General features: G+C 64.3%; 14 protein-coding genes and 2 riboswitches. Of the genes, 9 read left to right on the forward strand and 5 right to left on the reverse strand.

The features are described 5' to 3' along the window. Nucleotides 1–189 precede the first annotated feature (189 nt). Nucleotides 190–2,082, forward strand: a complete 1,893-nt coding sequence (gene mrdA, locus AB1N67_RS12745) for a penicillin-binding protein 2 (protein WP_090346575.1) — start codon at nucleotides 190–192, stop codon at nucleotides 2,080–2,082. A 3-nt stretch (nucleotides 2,083–2,085) separates the two neighbouring features. On the opposite strand, the gene AB1N67_RS12750 is transcribed toward mrdA, so the two are convergent. Further along, a complete protein-coding gene (locus AB1N67_RS12750) occupies nucleotides 2,086–3,411 on the reverse strand; it encodes a sigma-54 dependent transcriptional regulator (RefSeq protein ID WP_043212396.1) in 1,326 nt (441 codons plus the stop codon). A gap of 333 nt (nucleotides 3,412–3,744) precedes the next feature. Here AB1N67_RS12750 and AB1N67_RS12755 point away from each other — a divergent pair, with 333 nt between their 5' ends. Next, nucleotides 3,745–4,011 (forward strand): hypothetical protein, encoded by a 267-nt coding sequence (locus tag AB1N67_RS12755; protein WP_043212394.1) that lies wholly within the window; start codon nucleotides 3,745–3,747, stop codon nucleotides 4,009–4,011. 115 nt (nucleotides 4,012–4,126) lie between these two features. On the opposite strand, the gene AB1N67_RS12760 is transcribed toward AB1N67_RS12755, so the two are convergent. The 4 genes from AB1N67_RS12760 to cobW all read right to left on the reverse strand — a co-directional run bounded on the left by AB1N67_RS12760 (nucleotide 4,127) and on the right by cobW (nucleotide 10,645). After that, on the reverse strand, nucleotides 4,127–4,717 hold the full coding sequence (locus tag AB1N67_RS12760; RefSeq protein ID WP_324724234.1) for a VWA domain-containing protein: 591 nt from the start codon (nucleotides 4,715–4,717) through the stop codon (nucleotides 4,127–4,129). 77 nt (nucleotides 4,718–4,794) lie between these two features. Beyond that, a complete protein-coding gene (locus tag AB1N67_RS12765) occupies nucleotides 4,795–5,811 on the reverse strand; it encodes an ATP-binding protein (RefSeq protein WP_182943133.1) in 1,017 nt (338 codons plus the stop codon). Nucleotide 5,812: 1 nt separating this feature from the next. Beyond that, the gene (gene cobN / locus AB1N67_RS12770; RefSeq protein WP_367863023.1) at nucleotides 5,813–9,574 is read right to left on the reverse strand and encodes a cobaltochelatase subunit CobN; all 3,762 of its coding nucleotides are present in this window, start codon (nucleotides 9,572–9,574) and stop codon (nucleotides 5,813–5,815) included. Nucleotides 9,575–9,577: 3 nt separating this feature from the next. Next, nucleotides 9,578–10,645, reverse strand: a complete 1,068-nt coding sequence (gene cobW, locus AB1N67_RS12775) for a cobalamin biosynthesis protein CobW (protein ID WP_090346566.1) — start codon at nucleotides 10,643–10,645, stop codon at nucleotides 9,578–9,580. A gap of 99 nt (nucleotides 10,646–10,744) precedes the next feature. After that, nucleotides 10,745–10,943: riboswitch (cobalamin riboswitch) on the reverse strand. Nucleotides 10,944–11,142: 199 nt separating this feature from the next. Further along, nucleotides 11,143–11,340, forward strand: a riboswitch (cobalamin riboswitch). A gap of 92 nt (nucleotides 11,341–11,432) precedes the next feature. Between cobW and AB1N67_RS12780 the strand changes: the two genes are divergently transcribed. The 7 genes from AB1N67_RS12780 (at nucleotide 11,433) to AB1N67_RS12810 (ending at nucleotide 17,971) form a co-directional block, all read left to right on the forward strand. Then, a complete protein-coding gene (locus tag AB1N67_RS12780; protein WP_043212388.1) occupies nucleotides 11,433–11,618 on the forward strand; it encodes a CbtB domain-containing protein in 186 nt (61 codons plus the stop codon). Nucleotides 11,619–11,628: 10 nt separating this feature from the next. Then, a complete protein-coding gene (locus AB1N67_RS12785) occupies nucleotides 11,629–12,312 on the forward strand; it encodes a CbtA family protein (RefSeq protein ID WP_090346563.1) in 684 nt (227 codons plus the stop codon). After that, nucleotides 12,312–12,719, forward strand: coding sequence for a cobalamin biosynthesis protein (locus tag AB1N67_RS12790; RefSeq protein ID WP_332772151.1), 408 nt, complete (start codon nucleotides 12,312–12,314; stop codon nucleotides 12,717–12,719). The genes AB1N67_RS12785 and AB1N67_RS12790 overlap by 1 nt, the downstream gene beginning before the upstream one ends. Nucleotides 12,720–12,759: 40 nt before the next feature. Next, on the forward strand, nucleotides 12,760–13,512 hold the full coding sequence (gene cobM, locus AB1N67_RS12795) for a precorrin-4 C(11)-methyltransferase (RefSeq protein ID WP_070571387.1): 753 nt from the start codon (nucleotides 12,760–12,762) through the stop codon (nucleotides 13,510–13,512). 29 nt (nucleotides 13,513–13,541) lie between these two features. Beyond that, complete coding sequence (locus AB1N67_RS12800; RefSeq protein ID WP_080642116.1) at nucleotides 13,542–13,784, forward strand: DUF1272 domain-containing protein; 243 nt, start codon at nucleotides 13,542–13,544, stop codon at nucleotides 13,782–13,784. A 223-nt stretch (nucleotides 13,785–14,007) separates the two neighbouring features. Further along, on the forward strand, nucleotides 14,008–14,622 hold the full coding sequence (locus AB1N67_RS12805) for a response regulator transcription factor (protein WP_043212380.1): 615 nt from the start codon (nucleotides 14,008–14,010) through the stop codon (nucleotides 14,620–14,622). A 13-nt stretch (nucleotides 14,623–14,635) separates the two neighbouring features. Then, entirely contained in the window at nucleotides 14,636–17,971 is a 3,336-nt protein-coding gene (locus AB1N67_RS12810) for a transporter substrate-binding domain-containing protein (protein ID WP_367863024.1), read from the forward strand. Nucleotides 17,972–17,974: the final 3 nt, after the last annotated feature.

The raw sequence follows: 17,974 nt of genomic DNA on the forward strand, positions 1-17,974 counted from the left end.
GCCACACGCGTTCGCAGGGGCCGCCTCTGGTCATGTGAACGAATCTTCATGTTGCGCGCAGGCGCCTGCCACCGGGCAGATCAGCGGTTTCGCAGCGGCTCGCTGCCCGAGAGTATCTTGAGCCTCCTTCCCCCGTTGCGTAGCATCGCCCGCCCTCGCGCAGCCCTCTCCCGATCACCAGAGCTTCCGATGCCCCAACCGATTCCCTTGAAGGACCACGAAAAGGAAAAACACCTGGTCAATCGCAGGCTGCTGGCCTGTGCGACGCTGGTGATGAGCCTGGTGGTGGTGCTGGTGGGCCGGCTGTATGTGTTGCAGGTGCTGCAACACGACCAGCAAACCGCAGTGTCGGAAAACAACCGCGTGCACGTGCTGCCCATCCCGCCGGAGCGCGGGTTGATCTACGACCGCAACGGCGTGGTGCTGGCTGACAACAAACCCAGCTTCAACCTGACCATGACTCGCGAGCGCGCAGGCGACAGCGCCCAGGTGCTCGATACCCTGGCCCAGGTGCTGGGCCTGGGCGAGGACGAGCGCAAGCAATTCGACAAGGACCTGCGCCGGGGCCGCAAACCGTTCGAGCCGGTGACGCTGATGTTCGGCCTGTCCGAAGAGCAGATCGCGCTGATCGCGGTCAATCAGTTCCGCCTGCCGGGCCTGGACGTGGAGGCGCAGTTCATCCGTGAGTACCCGTTGGGCGAGCACTTCGCCCACTCGGTGGGTTATGTCGGGCGTATCAACGAAAAAGAAGCCAAGACCCTCGACAACACCGAGTATCGCGGCACCCAGTCAATCGGCAAGACCGGCATTGAGCGCTTCTACGAAGACCAGCTCCATGGCCACGTGGGCTATGAAGAAGTCGAGACCAACGCCCAGGGCCGGGTCATGCGGGTGCTGCGCCACCAGGATCCGATACCGGGCAAGGACTTGGTCCTGACCTTGGACGCCCATCTGCAGCAAGCGGCCGAAAAAGCGCTCGGCGAGCGTCGTGGCGCAGTGGTGGCGCTGGACCCGGCCACGGGCGATGTGCTGGCGATGGTGAGCAATCCGGCGTTCGACCCCAACCTGTTCGTCAAGGGCATCAGCTTCAAGCAGTACGCCGCCTTGCGCGACTCGATCGATCGACCACTGTTCAACCGTGTGCTGCGCGGTCTGTATGCGCCAGGCTCGACGGTCAAGCCGGAAGTGGCCATCGCCGGCCTGGACAGTGGCGTGATCACCCCCGCCAGCCGCGTCTTCGACCCGGGTTACTACACGCTGCCCAACTACGACCACAAGTACCGCAACTGGAACCGCAGCGGCGATGGCTGGGTGGACATGTACAGCGCGATCATGCGGTCCAACGACACCTACTTTTACGACCTGGCACACAAGCTGGGCATCGAGCGCCTGCATGACTACATGGCCGAGTTCGGGCTGGGCCAAAAGGTCTCCCTGGACATGTTCGAGGAGGCACCGGGCCTGATGCCCTCCCCGGCCTGGAAGCGCGCCACCCGCCGCCAGGCCTGGTTCCCTGGCGAGACCTTGATCCTCGGGATCGGCCAGGGCTACATGCAGGTCACCCCACTGCAACTGGCACAGGCCACCAGCCTGCTGGCCAGCAAAGGCGTGTGGCATCGTCCGCACCTGGCGCTGAGTGTAGGAGGCCAGGCGCCCGTGGACCCGCACCCGATGCCGGACATCGTGCTGCACGACAAGCACGCCTGGGACCAAGTCAACACCGGCATGCAGATGGTCATGCACGACCCACGCGGGATCGCCCGCGCTGCGGCAGCCGGGGCCCAGTACCGCATCGCGGGCAAGAGCGGCACCGCGCAGGTGGTGGCGATCCGTCAGGGCGAGCGCTACAACCGCGACAAGACCCTCGAACGTCACCGGGACAATGCCCTGTTCGTCGGTTTCGCACCGGCCGAGCACCCCAGTATCGTGGTGGCGGTGATGATCGAGAACGGCGAAGCCGGTGGCCGGGTGGCCGGGCCTGTGGTGCGCGAAGTCATGGATGCCTGGCTGCTCGACGACCAGGGCCATTTAAAGGTGCAGTACGCTGGCGGCACGGGCCAGCCCGCGGTGCCCCACGCCTGAGCGTCAGCGAATCTGATGCTTGTGCAGCAAGCGGTAGAACGTAGGCCTGGAAATCCCCAGCACCTTGGCCGCGACACTGAGGTTGTCGCTGTGCCGATCGAGCACATCCGAAAGCGCCTGGCGCTCGGCCCGGTGCTTGTAGTCTTCCAAAGTGCCCAGTAACTGCTCGTCCTGCTCGATCATCTGCAGCCCCAGGTCCTGTGCCTCGATCTGTCGGCCCTCGGCCAGCACCAAGCCGCGACGCACCCGGTTGGCCAGCTCCCGCACATTGCCCGGCCAGTCGTGCCGGCCCATGGCCGCCAGGGCGCGGTCGCTGAACGAGCGAGGCCGGCGTCCGGTCTCCAGGCTGTAGAAATGCGCGAAATGGCTGGCCAGCATCGACAAGTCGCCGTGGCGGTCACGCAGCGGCGCGGTGATCACTTGCAGGACATTGAGCCGGTAATAGAGGTCCTCGCGAAAGCGCCCCTGCACGATGGCCTTTTCCAAGTCAACGTGGGTAGCCGCCAGAACGCGCACATCCACCGGGATCGGTTGGTCGCCGCCGACCCGCTCGATGTGTTTTTCCTGCAGAAAGCGCAACAGGTTGGCCTGCAGCTCCAAAGGCAGGTCGCCAATTTCGTCGAGGAACAATGTCCCGCCATTGGCGGCCTCGATACGCCCCACCTTGCGCTGATGGGCGCCGGTGAACGCGCCCTTTTCATGGCCGAACAGTTCGGACTGGATCAAGTGCTCGGGGATCGCGCCGCAGTTGATGGCGACGAACGGTTTGTCGCTGCGCTGGGATTGCCGGTGCAGGGTACGCGCCACCAATTCCTTGCCGGTGCCGCTTTCGCCGCGGATCAGCACCGGCGACTCGGTCGGTGCCAGCTTGCCCAGTAACTTGCGCAGTTCGCGGATCGGCCGGCTTTCACCCAACAGTTCATGGGTCGGTTCATCCACCCGGACGGTGCCCTTGCCGCGCAAACGGGCCATGCCGAAGGCGCGCCCGAGCGTGACCTGCACACGCGACACGTCGAACGGCAAGGTGTGGAAATCGAAGAACCACTCACAAACGAAGTCACCGACGTTCTGCATGCGCAGTTGCTCGGGGCTGAGCACGGCGATCCATTCGGTATTGCTGCGGGCGATCAGGTCCTTGACGGCATCGGGATGACGCAAATGCGTGGCCTGCAAGCGCAACAAGCCGACATCGCACGGATGCTCAAGCGCCGAGGTCAGCGAACAGCTATGCACAGCCCAGCCGACGCTGCGCAAGCCCGGTAGTAGACGGTGGCAATCGTCGCAGGGATCGACGATCAGCAGACGGCGTTGGGTGGTCGGTTCGAGCATGACTGTTCCTTGACGCCAATAGTTGGTTTTTCATGTAGAAACAGTAAGTTGCAACGTCCGAATTAACAGTAGCAATGAACCTGAGTTGGCCCAGTACCGTTTGTCCGCCAATTGCATTCGGCGATGGGGCGCTCGGGAATCTTTCAAAGTTTCCAGCGTCACAGCCGGCACAGGTTGCAGACATACTTTTGCCGACTTGAAAAAAAATTCGCCGCCCGTGTGACTTCACCCCTGACTTGGAGCATCAGTACGAATAACCCCGCGCTGCGCCTCCTTGAACATGAAGCAACGCGGACATCTTTTCGCTGTTTGGGACCATAGAGAGACCGAACCATGAACGCCCCGCTCCGTGTCAACGAAGCACTGCTGATCGCCGACCACGCCTTCGAACCTTTCCAGTGCGTAGCCTGGGATGCACCCAACGGTACTGGTGAGCTGAGCCTGGCAGTGATCGACCGGACCAACACGCGTATCGGCAGCAAGCAAGTCTCCTCGCGTATCTATTCCGACCCTGCGCAATGGGCCAGCTTGATCGAGGAGGTGCGTGCCGAACTTTGCGAAAAAGGTTACGACCTGCAACCCTGGTCGATGCCGAAATAATATCGGCGCCCTCGCAAGTGCGTGCCAAGCCACGCACTTGTGCAACTTTCTTTTTGCCCTTCCGGCAACTTTTGTCATTGCGACATATCGTCGCAATTTCGACTTTCAACGTTAATCAATTCAACTCCCTGAACTGCTGGATATGCCGATATTCGGCCTGCAGTTGTTCGGCCAGTTGCCGCGCACGCCCCAGGCGCACCGCCGCCAGCTCAACGTCCACCAGCACCGTCGCGCATGGCATGGGTTGCAGTGCATTCCAGCGTTGCAGGCGACCATCGGTCAGCACCAGGCAACGCTGTGTTTCCTGCGGGTAACGCTTGGCCCGTGCCCGCAACCAGTGCTGCGCCTCTTCAAGGGCAGCGATCAACGGCGTACCGCCCCCCGCCCCGAGCGCTTGCAACCAGGGTCGCAGGGCGGCCGATGCCTTGAGGCCATGGCGCTGCCAACGCGGCGCGCCGCCACTGGCGGTGAGCAGGGCTAGGCGGGCGCGTTGGCGATAGGCCTGATCGAACAGCTCGACCAGCAGCCCCTTGGCGTGTGCCAGCGCCTGCTGGCGCCGGGTCGAAGCCGAGGCGTCAACGATCACCAGCCATAATTCCGGCGCCTGGGCCTGGCGCTGCTGCCAACACAGGTCATGGCGATGCCGTGGTCGCCCTTTGAGCAATGTCGCAAGCCACGCCACACGCGTAGCACCACCGATCCGCACGCGACCACGGGGCGTGCCGCTCAGGGTGCCCGGCTGGGGCTTGGCATCCGCCGCCTGGGCGGCGGGCTTGCGGATGCTCAGGGCTTTTTTGCCCAGTTCGGCACCTCGCGCCGTGCCCCGGTGGCGACCGTTTGTGGGGGCAACGCGCCCCAATCCCCCTGCCCACCTTGGGCGTCGGAATGAGCTTGGGTCTGAGGCGGTGGTGAGGTGGAGGATGCGCTGGTCGGGGGCGTCTCTCGGCGTCGATGGCGCAGGGCGAATTCCGCCACAGCCTGCACATCGGCTTCCTCTATCGCATCGCCGCCGCGCCAGGCGGCATGGGCACGGGCGGCCCGCAACCAGACCAGGTCGGCGCGCATGCCATCGACCCCAGCGCTGAAACAGCCCTCTGTGATCCAGGCCAAGGCGCGATCGTCCAGCGGGATGCTGTCCAGGCGCTGACGTGCGGCCTGGCAGCGTTCGCGCAGGTCTGCCTGAGCCTGCGCCCATTGGGCGCAGAACGCCTGCGGATCACTGTCGAAGGCCAGTCGCCGACGAATGATCTGCTGCCGCGCCTGCGGCGGCGGAAGACCTTCGAGCAGCACATTGAGGCCGAAACGGTCGAGCAATTGCGGGCGCAGCTCGCCCTCTTCCGGATTCATGGTGCCGATCAGGACGAATCGAGCATCGTGGCGATGGGAAATACCGTCGCGCTCGATGCGGTTGGTGCCACTGGCGGCCACATCCAGCAGCAGGTCCACCAGCGGATCGGGCAGCAGGTTGACCTCATCCACGTAAAGCACGCCCCCATGGGCTTGGGCCAGTACGCCGGGCGAAAACTGCGCCTTGCCCTGCCCCAGCGCGGCATCCAAGTCGAGGGTACCGACCAGGCGCTCCTCGGTGGCGCCTAGGGGCAGGGTCACGAAGGGTGGTGTCTGCCCAGGCGTACCCAACAGGTCCGCCAGCCCGCGCGCCAAGGTGCTTTTGGCCATGCCACGCGGGCCTTCGATCAACACACCGCCGATTTTGGGGTCGATGGCGGTCAGGCACAGGGCCAGCTTGAGGTCGTCGGCGCCGACTACGGCCGCCAGGGGGAATTGCACGGGTTCGCTCATTTCAAGCCTGTTCCTCGCCATCGAGCAATTGCTCTTCAAGGGCTTCCCGGTAGGCCCCTGGCGACGCCCAGAGGCCGCGTTGCTGGGCTTCCAGCAAGCGTTCGGTCAGGTCGCGCAGGGCTTCGGGGTTGTGCTGTTGCAGGAAGTCTCGGGTCGCAGGGTCGAGCACATAGGCATCGGCCAGCGACTGGTAGTGGTGATCGTCGATCAGGTGCGTGGTGGCGTCGAAGGCGAACAGGTTGTCGACCGTCGCCGCCAGCTCGAAGGCACCTTTATAGCCATGGCGCTTGGCCCCCTCGATCCACTTGGGGTTCAGAGCGCGGGCGCGGATCACCCGGTTCAGTTCTTCCTTGAGGGTGCGGATGCGTGGCCGGTCGGTCTGGCTGTGATCGCCGTGATAACTGGCCCGGGCGGTGCCGGCCAGGGTCTCGGCCGCTGCCAGCATGCCACCTTGGAATTGATAGTAGTCGTTGGAATCGAGCAGGTCATGCTCGTGATTGTCCTGATTTTGCAGCACCGCCTGGACCTGGCCCAAACGCCGGGCGAACGCGGCGCGGGCCGGTGTGCCTTCGTCGCTGCCGCCATAGGCGTAGCCGCCATGGTTGAGGTAGACCTCGGCCAGGTCGCCGCGTGTCTGCCATAAACGTCCATCGATTGCATTCTGCACCCCGGCCCCGTAGCTGCCGGGCTTGGCGCCGAAGACACGCCAGCCGGCCTGGCGCGCCGCCTGCTCGGCGTCCACGCCATCGGCCAGCAAGGCCTCGCGTTCGGCTCGCACCCGCGCAGCCAGGGGGTTGAGGTCGTCAGGCTCGTCCAGCGCCGCCACGGCCTGCACCGCCGCATCGAACAGCCGAATGAGGTTGCCGAAGGCGTCGCGGAAGAAGCCTGAGACGCGCAAGGTGACGTCCACCCGCGGGCGATCGAGCAGGCTCAGCGGCAGGATCTCGAAATCGTCGACTCGCTGACTGCCGGTGGCCCACACCGGCCGCACACCCATCAGCGCCATGGCCTGGGCGATGTCATCACCACCAGTGCGCATGGTCGCCGTGCCCCAGACCGACAGCCCCAGCTGACGCAGGTGGTCGCCATGGTCTTGCAAGTGACGCTCAAGGATCAGGTTCGCCGAGGCGAACCCCAGGCGCCAGGCCGTGGTGGTGGGCAGGTTGCGCACATCCACCGTATAGAAATTACGCCCGGTGGGCAGCACGTCCAGACGCCCCCGGCTGGGCGCTCCGCTGGGCCCGGCCGGGACGAAACGCCCGGCCAGTGCGGCCAGCAGGCCGTCGGTTTCGGCCGCGCCGCAGGCGTCCAGGCTCGGGGCGATGGTGTCGACCAGCGCCTGCAGGACCGTGGCAACCGGATGCCAGGCGGCATCTTCAGGCAATGCCAGGCGGCCTGCCAGCGCACGCTCGATCAAGTCCAGCGCAAGGTGTTCCAGGCGCTCGCGGGTATCGCCCTGGTTGCGCCATGGCGCGGTATCGAGCGCCTGCAGCACCGCTGGGCGCGGCCCCTGCCAAGGCTGGCCGAATTCGCAATCCAGCGGGTCGAAGCCCAACGCCAGGGCTTTGGCCAGCGCACGGATCAGGCTGGCATTGGCACCTTTGCCGTCACCGCGCTCCACGCGCAACAACGCCAGCAACGTATCGCTGCGCAGGCGCCCTTCAGGAGATTGGCCGAACACATGCAGGCCGTCGCGGATCTGCGATTCCTTGAGGTCGCACAGGTAGGTGTCCAGGCGCGGCAACCAGATGGCCGCGTCTTCGAGCTGGCCTTCAAGCTGCAATTCCCGGTCGATGTGGTTGACCTTGACCAGTTCGAGAATGTCGCGCTGCAGCTCGCGTGCCCGGCGCGGGTCGAGCAGCTGCGCTTCGTAATACTCGTCGGCCAGGCGCTCCAGGTGACGCAGCGGGCCGTAGGTCTCGGCGCGCGTCAATGGCGGCATCAGGTGGTCGATGATCACCGCCTGCGTGCGCCGTTTGGCCTGGGCGCCCTCGCCCGGGTCGTTGACGATGAAGGGGTAGATGTTGGGGAGCGGCCCGAGCAGCGCATCTGGCCAGCATTGCGCAGACAGCCCGACACCTTTGCCCGGCAGCCACTCGAGGTTGCCGTGCTTGCCCACGTGGACCACCGCATCGGCGGCAAAGCCGTTGCGCAGCCAGAAGTGGAACGCCAGGTACCCATGAGGCGGCACCAGGTCCGGGTCGTGATACACCGCGCTGGGGTCCAGCTGGTAGCCCCGGGCCGGCTGGATGCCGACGAAGGTCAGGCCATAGCGCAGGCCGGCGATCATCATCCGACCGCTGCGGAACATAGGATCCTGTTCAGGCGCCCCCCATCGCTCCAGTACCGCACGCTGGTTGGCCTCGGGCAGCGCGGCGAAAGCCTGCTGATAGTCAGCAAGGCTCAGACTTTGGGCACAGGGGCGCTGGTCCAGATGGTCCAGGTCATTGGTCACCCCACCCAACAGCTGATGGATCAACGCGGTACCGCTGTCAGGCAGGCCCTGCACTGGGTACCCCTGCCCTTGCAGCGCCCGGAGAATGTTCAGCGCTGCGCCGGGTGTGTCCAGGCCCACGCCGTTGCCGATGCGCCCGTCGCGGGTCGGATAGTTGGCCAGCACCAACGCCACGCGTTTCTGGGCGTTGGGCAGCCGCGCCAGCTCCACCCAGCGACGCGCCAGCTCGGCGACGAAATCCATGCGTTCAGCGTGAGCGCGATAGCAGACCACGTCGGACTGGCTGCGCTCGCTGCGCCAGGCCAGGTCTTTGAAGCTGACGGGGCGCGTGATGATGCGACCGTCCAGCTCCGGCAAGACAATGTGCATGGCAAGATCCCGCGCGCCCAGGCCCTGCTCATTGGATTCCCACGCCGGCTGGTTGTCCTGGGCGCAGATCGCCTGCAACACCGGGATGTCTCTGCGCAGCGGGCGCAGGTTGGGTTGCTCCGGACTGGACAAGGCAAAACCTGTGGTGTTGAGCACCACCTCGGCCTGGACTTCATCCAGCCAGGTCTCGACCTGGTCCAGGCAGGCCGCCTCCTTGAGGCTGGCCACGGCGATAGGCAGCGGATTGAGCCCTGCTGCCTGCAAGCGCTGGCAGAAAGTATCGATGAACGCTGTGTTGGCCGCTTGCAGGTGCGAGCGATAGAACAAGATGGGGGCCACAGGCCAGTCGGGCTGCCATTCGCAGTACCAGTCCTGCAACACGGCGCTGGGCTTGGCGGGGTGGTACACCGTGGTACGCGGCAAGGGTTGCGGCTCCTCCCAGGCGTAATCGCGCCCAAGCCACAGGCTGGCCAAGCAATTGAACAGATTCGCGGCATTGGCCTTGCCGCCCTGGCGCAGGTAATGCCAAAGGCGCTCGGCCTGATCGCCGGTCACGGTGCCCAACTGGGTCAACTCCGGGTCCGGGCGGTCGTCGCCGGGCACCAGGATCAACTGCACGCCCCGTGTGCTCAGCTCGACCAGTTGCTCGACACCATAGCGCCAGTACCCGACGCCACCATGCAAGGACAACAGGATCACCTTGGCATGGCGCAGCACCTGATCGATGTACAGGTCGACCGAGGCGTGATTCTGCACCTGCATGGGGTTGGCCAGTCGCAGGCTGGGGAAATCCTCCGGCAACTGCTCGGCGGTTTCGGCGAGCAGCGCCAGGTGCGAATCACCGCTGCAGAGGATCACCAGTTCGGCGGGGGTCTGGCCGAGATCGGCAATGCTGTCGTCCGGCACGAAGCCGCCGGGCTGGGTCCGCAGCAGGTGCATGGGTCAGGCGCCCAAGGCCTGGCGCAGGCGCGCTTCGAGCGCGGCAGCGTCCAGCGCCTGGCCGATCAGCACCAGGCGGGTGATACGCGGCTCGTCGGCGCGCCAGGCGCGGTCGAAGTGCTTGTCGAAACGGGTGCCCACCCCCTGGATCAGCAGGCGCATCGGCTTGCCGGGGATGGCAGCGAAGCCCTTGGCGCGCAAGATGCCGAATTCGACCACCAGTTGAGTCAGGGCATCGAGCAGCAGGCTTTCGTCCGCTTCTGGCAGGTCGATGGAAATGGAGTCGAAGGCATCGTGGTCGTGATCGTCATGATCATCGCCCTCGTGGTGTGCGTCATGGTGGGTACGGCGACCATCGATGTGCGCCTCGGCCTCGGCGCCTACGCCCAGCAGCACCTCCAACGGCAGGCGGCCGCTGCTGGCCTCGATCACCTTGACCGCCGGCGGCAGTTCTTCGCTGACTTCGGCACGCACCTTGGCCAGGCCTTGGGGATCGATCAGATCAGCCTTGTTCAGCACCACCAGGTCGGCGCTGGCCAGTTGGTCGGCAAACAGTTCGTGCAGAGGCGACTCATGATCAAGGTTGGGGTCGAGCTTGCGTTGAGCGTCCACTTGGTCCGGGTACGCCGCGAAGGTCCCTGCGGCCACGGCCGGGCTGTCGACCACGGTGATGACCGCATCGACGGTGCAAGCATTGCGGATTTCTGGCCACTGGAAGGCCTGCACCAACGGCTTGGGCAGGGCCAGGCCGCTGGTTTCGATGAGGATGTGGTCCAGGTCGCCGCGGCGGGCCACCAACTCGCGCATCACCGGGAAGAACTCTTCCTGCACGGTGCAGCACAGGCAACCGTTGGCCAGTTCGTAGACCCGGCCGCTGGCTTCTTCCTCGGTGCAGCCAATGCTGCACTGCTTGAGAATTTCGCCATCGATGCCCAGTTCACCGAATTCGTTGACGATCACCGCGATACGGCGCCCCTGGGCGTTGTCCAGCATGTGACGCAGCAAAGTGGTTTTGCCCGAGCCGAGAAAGCCAGTGACGATGGTGACGGGGAGCTTGGCCAGTGTTTTCATGTCGCGATGCCCTTGGCAGGATGGCGCGGGCATGCAGGACGAGTGCCGCGAGCCTTGCTGGCCGGGCCTGTTCGCCACCGGATCACCCCGCCCGGTTGAAAGTCGAAATCGTCTCGAGGCAGGTCTCCTGGCTTGCACCTTACCGGCCGTGCCGGTGGAACGACGCCTTCCCGCGCCTGGGCGCAGTGGCTGTGTCGATCCGGGTTGGTGCCTACAGTTGCGGGGGCAGCCGCGGCTTGAACCGCGTTCCCGTCTTAGCTCCGGCCAATGCCGGAGAACCTCGAATCGGCAAGGCTACGCAGTGGCCGGCAGGCGGTCAACCATGGCGCGTCAGTGTTTGCGGACAGCCCTTTGGAACAGTCGCCCTGGCCTGCGGGTGCGGGTTCGCCCACGAGGAACTCCTAGGTGTATTCCAAGCTCGACCTTTCACCACCTGGCCCGCTGAGGGCGCGGCCACCGCAACCTTGCAGATTGACGCCATGGCGCCCCCATGCTTTGCTTGCACCTTGCGTTCAGGTGCCCCCCAAGGGGTGAAACGGGAAATCGGTAACCAAGCCGATGCTGCCCCCGCAACGGTAAGCGAGCGAAGCATCTTGACCACTGTGCCGCGTCGTATGGCATGGGAAGGTGATGCTTTCCAGGAGCCCTGCTCCTCCTTGCAAGCCCGGAGACCGGCCTGACGTTAATAGAACACCCCGCGGTGGGCGGGCGCTGTCACCTCTTCTGGGTCAATCGTGCCCGGAACGACGCGCGTGTCCGCCGCCTATAAACAGCAGAGGAACGCACCATGCCGATCACCAGCACCAAACACAGCATCGCCACTCCCGTCAGCCTCAGCCAACGTGTCGTCATTGCCGTCGGTGCCAGCCTGCTGGGCCTGTGCCTGGTCTATTTCGCAGGTTTCTCGCACATCGAGGCGGTGCACAATGCCGCCCACGATACCCGCCACAGCGCCGCCTTCCCTTGCCATTGAGTACACCTGCATGATCAAGCGTATCGCCCGTACCGCAGGTTTCAGCGGGCTGCTCGCCGCTCTATTGCTGACCGTGCTGCAAAGTCTGTGGGTCAGCCCGTTGATTCTCCAGGCAGAAACTTTCGAGAGCGCTGTCCCCGAGCAACATGAGCACGACAGCCCCGTCGCAGCGCATTCCCATGACCCAGCGGCCTGGGCACCGGAGGATGGCTGGCAGCGTTTGCTCGCCACCACCGGCGGCAACCTCGTGGTGGCGGTCGGTTTCGCGCTGATCCTCGCCGCGCTGTACAGCCTGCGCGAGCCAAACCGAGTGATGACCGGCGCACTGTGGGGGCTGGCGGGTTTTGCTGTGTTCTGCCTGGCACCCACACTGGGGTTGCCACCGGAGCTGCCAGGCACAGCCGCCGCCGACCTGGGGCAACGCCAGAGCTGGTGGATCGGCACTGCAGCCGCCACGGCCGCGGGTCTTGCGCTGGTGGTGTTTACCCACCATTGGCTGCTCAAGGTGCTGGGCGTCGCTTTGCTGGTGGTGCCACACGTGATCGGCGCACCACAACCACCGGTGCATGAAAGTCTGGCACCGCAAGCACTGGTGGCCCAATTCAAGCTCGCCTCCTGGCTGACCAACGCCGCGTTCTGGCTCGCCCTTGGCCTGCTCAGCGCTTGGCTTTATCGCCGAGCCAACCAGGCCTGATGCGCAACGCCTGGTCCGAGCCGGTATTCTATGCCGGCTTCGGCTGCCGCAAGGGCTGCCCGGTCGAAACCCTGGAGCAGTTGCTGCGCACGACCCTGGTCACACACCGCCTGTGCGCCGATCATCTGGTTGGCCTTGCCAGTATCGATCTCAAATTCGATGAACCTGGGTTGCAGGCCCTAGCCGAACGGCTGGGCATCCCCCTGGTGGTGTTCCCGGCCACCGAGCTACAGCCCTTCGAACCGCAGCTCAGCCATCGCTCACCCGTTGCCTACGCCTACAGCGGCTGCTGGGGCGTCGCTGAAAGCGCAGCCCTGGCACTGGCCGCACGATCGCTCGGCACCTCGCGCTTGCTGGTGACACGCCAGGTGCTGGGCCAGGCTACTCTTGCCCTGGCCCGTGGCTGATAATCGCGTCCACATTACTGCCTATCTGCAAGGATTTCCCATGACGGTCTATTTCATCGGTGCCGGGCCCGGCGATCCGGAGCTGATCACGGTCAAGGGGCAACGTCTGATCCGCCAATGCCCGGTCATCATCTATGCCGGCTCCCTGGTTCCGCCAGCTGTATTGGAGGGACACAGCGCCGAGACGGTGATCAACAGCGCCGAACTGAACCTGGAGCAGATCATCGAAGCCCTGCGCCGCGCCCACGAAAATGGCCAGGATGTGGCCCGTGTTCACAGCGGCGACCCCAGTCTGTATGGCGCCATCGGCGAGCAGATACGTCATCTGCGCGAACTGGGCATCGACTATCAGATCATTCCGGGTGTTACCGCCACCGCCGCCAGCGCCGCCCTGCTCGGCTGCGAGCTGACCTTGCCGGAGCTCGCCCAGACGGTGATTCTCACCCGCTATGGCGACAGCTCGCCCATGCCAGCTGGCGAACAGTTGGCCGACCTGGCCCGCCACCGCAGCACCTTGGCGATCCACCTGGGCGTGAAACACCTCGAGCGTATCGTCACCGAACTGTTGCCACACTACGGGCCGGACTGCCCGGTCGCCGTCATTCATCGCGCCACCTGGCCGGACCAGGACTGGGTACGCGGCACCCTGCAGGACATCGTCGCACTCACAGCGGCCAAGGATTTTCGGCGAACCGCGCTGATCCTGGTGGGCCATGTGCTGGGCGATGCACCTTTCGCTGAATCGGCCCTGTACCGGGCCGGGCATGCCCACCTCTATCGCCCCGCTGGTTGAGCGGGCGTTATCTGACAGGAACCCACTCCATGCTTGAATTACGCCCCAACTGCGAATGCTGCGACCGTGACCTGCCGGGCGACAGCGCGGATGCGTTGATTTGCTCGTTCGAATGCACCTTTTGTCGTGCATGCAATGAACGTCAGTTCCAGGGGCGCTGCCCGAACTGTGGCGGCCAGTTACTGCCTCGCCCGGCAAGGGTCGGGACGGCATTGAGCCGCAATCCGGCCTCGCACCTGCGCGTGCTCAAGCCGCACCCGGGCTGCTCCTGAACTATTCTGTGCGTGGCCCGTCCTTGGCGCCTGGGCGGGCTTTACCATGGAGGTTTATTTTGTAGGCCTTTTCAACAATAATCTTCGCTTTTTCAACAAACCTACGCATCCCATTACCAATCGAGAGGAATCTACGTAATCTTGCGCGCTGCCGCGCAGGCTCCCTTTCACGTATTCCTGCGGGACTTCAGGAAACGGACCAAATTCCTACAGGAGTTATCCAATGACAACCGTTTTAATGGTTGACGACCATCCAACCGTTCGACTGGCTGTGCGCATGCTGCTCGAACGTGAACGTTTTCAGGTCATCGGTGAAGCCGGTGACGGCATCGACGCCGTGCAGCAGGCTCGCCAATTACGTCCTGACGTGGTTATCCTCGACATCGGCCTACCTGGCCTCGATGGCATGGAGGTCATCAAACGTCTGCAACTGTTGGAGCCGGCACCGAAGATCATGGTGCTCACCGGTCAACCCGCCGACCTGTATGTCCGTCGTTGCCTGGATGCCGGTATCGCCGCCTTCGTCAACAAGGACGAAGACCTCGATGCCCTGGTGTTCGCCCTCAAGGCGTTGGTCAAGGGCTACTCCACCTTTCCGCAGATGTCGGTCAACAGCAGCTCGCTCGAAAGCGAGTGCAGTCGTCTCGAAAGCCTCTCCAACCGCGAAATGGAAGTGCTACGCCGGCTTACCCGCGGCGAGAACAACAAGTTCATCGGTGAATGCATGAACCTCAGTGCCAAAACCATCAGCACCTACCGTGGACGCATCATGGATAAACTCAAGACCGAGTCTCTGGTCGAAATGGTCGACCTGGCCAAACGCAACAACGTCAGTTGAACATCCCTCCGTCATGAGAGGCGCGGTGTTCACCATCCTGCTGGGCGCGCTCCTGGCCATCAGCGCTGTGGCGCATGCCGACAGCGAAGCCCGGCACCTGCTCGCCCGCTCACTGAGCGCCTCGCCCCCGTTGTCGCTCCAACAAGATGACCGGCACTGGCTCGAACGCCGCAAAGCCCTGGTGCTGGGCAGCTCGCGCCCTGACTACCCGCCGTTCGAGATCAACACCAGCCCCGCCGACTTTGAAGGTCTCAGTGCCGACTATGCGGGTCTGATCGGCGAACAGCTCGGCATCCCGGTCGAGGTTCGCCGCTTCCCCACCCGCCAGGCAGCCATCGAAGCACTGCACGCCGGCAGCATCGACTTGCTCGGCAGCTCCAACGCCTTCGAGGCCGCCGATGCGCAGTTGGTTCTCAGCCAGCCCTATGCCGACGACCTGCCGGTCGTCGTCAGCAAGCAGGATCGTATGCTCGGCCGTCATGGCAAAGCGTTGCCAGGGCTACGCCTGGCCATGGTCGATCATTACTTGCCCGAAAAGCTGGTGCGCAAGCAGTATCCCGACGTGCAAGTGACCCTGTACCGCTCGACACTGGCCGGATTGTTGGCCGTGGCGATGGGGGCGGCGGACGCTTATCTGGGTGATGCGATCAGTACCGACTACGCGATCGGCAAGAGCTTCCAAGGTTTGGTGAAAATCGATCATTTCAGCCCCTTGCCCGCCGACGTCTTCGCCTTTGCCCTGGCCCGCGATAATCCACGTTTGCAACGCCTGGTCAACGAGGCCCTGGCCAGGATCAGCGACAGCGAGCGCCTGAACATCCTGCGGCGCTGGAGCAGCGGCAATACCAGTTTGCTGATGAAAAATCCGGTCGGTGCCCTCACGCCTGAGGAGCGTGACTGGATAGCGCACAACCCAAAGGTGCGGGTGTTGGTCAATCCCTCCCTGGCGCCTCTGACCTTCAACGATGCTCAACAGCACCCGACCGGAATCACCATCGACCTGCTCAAGCGCATCCGCCTGCAGACCGGTCTGCGCTTCGAGATCGTCGAAGTCGACTCGATCCAGGACATGGTCGACCAAGTGGCCGAGGGGCAGGCGCAGATAATCGGCGCCCTGGGCTACGGCGCCGAACGTGCGACGCGCCTTCGCTTTACTCGCCCTTATGTGGTCAGCCCCCGGGTTTTGATCACCCGCAGCGAAGCCCCCTGGATCGGCACACCGATGACGCTCGATGGGCGACGTGTCGCGTTGTTGCGTGGCTCCCCTCAGCGTGAGGCGTTGCAACGGCGGTATCCTGGCGTCCGTCTGGTCGAGGTCGAAACCCACCTTGAGTTGATGGAAGCCGTCGCCAGCGGCAAGGCCGACGTGGCCTTGAGCAGCCAGATCAATGCCAGCTACTACATCAGCCATGTGTTCAACAATGGTTTGCGTATCGCCGGCCTGCAAAGCGACGATCCGGCCAGCGCCGCTTTTGCGATCGCACCGGATCTGCCGGTGCTGCAGTCGATTCTGGACAAAGCCCTGCTTAACATCCCGCCTGAGGAGCTGGACCAGTTGGTCAACCGATGGCACACCAACACGCTGGTCAGCGACAGCCCCTGGCGCAACTACCGCACCCTGGCGCTGCAAGTGCTGGTGCTGGCCGCCGTGCTGTTGGCCGGCGTGGTGTTCTGGAACACGTACCTGCGCAAGCTCATCAACCAGCGCACCGAGGCCCAACGCGCCCTGCAGGCGCAACTGGCGCTCAGCCGCGGTCTGCTGGAGCAGTTGCGTCAAGCCAAGGATGACGCTGAACAGGCCAGCCAAGCCAAAAGTACCTTCCTGGCGATCATGAGCCATGAAATCCGCACACCGATGAACGCGGTGATCGGCCTGCTGGAGCTCGCCCTGGAGGACAGCCGCCGAGGCCACAGCGACCCGCAGACTTTGCATACCGCCCATGACTCGGCCATTGGCCTGCTCGAGCTGATCGGCGACATCCTCGACATTTCCCGCATCGAATCCGGCCACATGTCCCTGCAACCGGTACCGATCGACCTGGTGGAACTGGTGCGCGCGACCCTTCGCGTGTTCGACGGCAATGCCCGCATCAAGGGCTTGTATCTGAACGGGGATCTGCCGCAGGCGCCAGTCTGGGTGCTCGCCGACCCTGTGCGCCTCAAGCAGGTCCTGTCCAACTTGATCAGCAACGCCCTCAAGTTCACCGACCAGGGTGGCGTGCAAGTGACCCTGAAACTCACCTCTCCCAGCGCCACCGGCGATATCCGGGTTTCGTTGTGCGTACAGGACAGCGGCATCGGTATCAGCCCAAGCGACCAGGCCCGACTCTTCAGCACCTTCGCCCAGGTAAACGGCCCCCAGGCCGGAAAAGGCGCCGGCCTCGGTCTGGTGATCAGCCGAACCCTGGCCGAGTTGATGGGCGGGTCGCTCGAACTGCAGAGCGTCGAGGGCATGGGCACCAAGGTGAGCGTGGACCTGACCCTGCCGGCCACCTCGGTGCCAGCACAGGACGAACAGACCGAGCCGGCTCAGGACATGAGCAGCGGCCCACTGGATATCCTGGTAGTCGATGACTACCCCGCCAACCTGCTGCTGCTGGACAAGCAACTGACCACCCTGGGACACAAGGTGACCCAGGCCGAGAATGGCGAAGCGGCGCTGGCCCTTTGGCGAGCAGGTCAGTTCAATGTGGTGATCACCGATTGCAGCATGCCGGTGATGGATGGCCACGAGCTCACTCGGCGTATCCGTGCCCTGGAGCATGAGCGCGGCCAGCCAGCCTGCCTGATACTCGGCGTTACGGCCAACGCCCAAGCCGAGGAAAAAGCGCGCTGCCTGGCCAATGGCATGGATGAATGCCTGTTCAAACCGATCGGTCTCAAAGCCCTGAAAGCCCACCTTCCCAGCGCGCCGCTGGCGGAGCAGGTGCCGGCACCCGCACCCGCACCCGCACCCGCACCCGCACCCGCACCCGCACCCGCACCGGAGCCTGCCACGACGGCCAGTGGCTTCAACCTCAGTGAGCTGCGTCACCTGACCCAGGATGACGACCAGTTGATTCGACGCCTTCTCGAACAATTGGCACACAGCGCCGGCGAAGACCTCGCAGCCCTGCGCGCCCTTGGCGAAGCGCCTGAAAGTGACGCAGTGCATGCCTTGGCACACCGCATCAAGGGAGGCGCGAAAATGCTGAAAGTCCGGGGCGTGGTGCGCGATTGCGAAGCGGTCGAACAGGCCGTCGCCCAGAAGCAGCCGACCAAGGCCTTGCTCGAACGGCTGGAAAGTAGCCTGGAGGCACTGCAACGCGAACTGCGCGAAGGCCTCGCGGCACTCAACGCCCCCAACTGAGCC

This window comes from Pseudomonas guariconensis (assembly GCF_040822035.1).
GTDB lineage: Bacteria > Pseudomonadota > Gammaproteobacteria > Pseudomonadales > Pseudomonadaceae > Aquipseudomonas > Aquipseudomonas guariconensis.

Bases quoted from the DNA above. Each gene is read 5' to 3' on its own strand.
- cobN (WP_367863023.1), bottom strand. From the start codon at position 9,574: ATGCACCTGCTGCGGACCCAGCCCGGCGGCTTCGTGCCGGACGACAGC.
- AB1N67_RS12790 (WP_332772151.1), top strand. From the start codon at position 12,312: ATGCGCAACGCCTGGTCCGAGCCGGTATTCTATGCCGGCTTCGGCTGC.
- AB1N67_RS12810 (WP_367863024.1), top strand. From the start codon at position 14,636: ATGAGAGGCGCGGTGTTCACCATCCTGCTGGGCGCGCTCCTGGCCATC.
- AB1N67_RS12755 (WP_043212394.1), top strand. From the start codon at position 3,745: ATGAACGCCCCGCTCCGTGTCAACGAAGCACTGCTGATCGCCGACCAC.
- cobM (WP_070571387.1), top strand. From the start codon at position 12,760: ATGACGGTCTATTTCATCGGTGCCGGGCCCGGCGATCCGGAGCTGATC.
- AB1N67_RS12765 (WP_182943133.1), bottom strand. From the start codon at position 5,811: ATGAGCGAACCCGTGCAATTCCCCCTGGCGGCCGTAGTCGGCGCCGAC.
- mrdA (WP_090346575.1), top strand. From the start codon at position 190: ATGCCCCAACCGATTCCCTTGAAGGACCACGAAAAGGAAAAACACCTG.
- AB1N67_RS12750 (WP_043212396.1), bottom strand. From the start codon at position 3,411: ATGCTCGAACCGACCACCCAACGCCGTCTGCTGATCGTCGATCCCTGC.
- AB1N67_RS12800 (WP_080642116.1), top strand. From the start codon at position 13,542: ATGCTTGAATTACGCCCCAACTGCGAATGCTGCGACCGTGACCTGCCG.
- cobW (WP_090346566.1), bottom strand. From the start codon at position 10,645: ATGAAAACACTGGCCAAGCTCCCCGTCACCATCGTCACTGGCTTTCTC.
- AB1N67_RS12785 (WP_090346563.1), top strand. From the start codon at position 11,629: ATGATCAAGCGTATCGCCCGTACCGCAGGTTTCAGCGGGCTGCTCGCC.
- AB1N67_RS12780 (WP_043212388.1), top strand. From the start codon at position 11,433: ATGCCGATCACCAGCACCAAACACAGCATCGCCACTCCCGTCAGCCTC.
- AB1N67_RS12805 (WP_043212380.1), top strand. From the start codon at position 14,008: ATGACAACCGTTTTAATGGTTGACGACCATCCAACCGTTCGACTGGCT.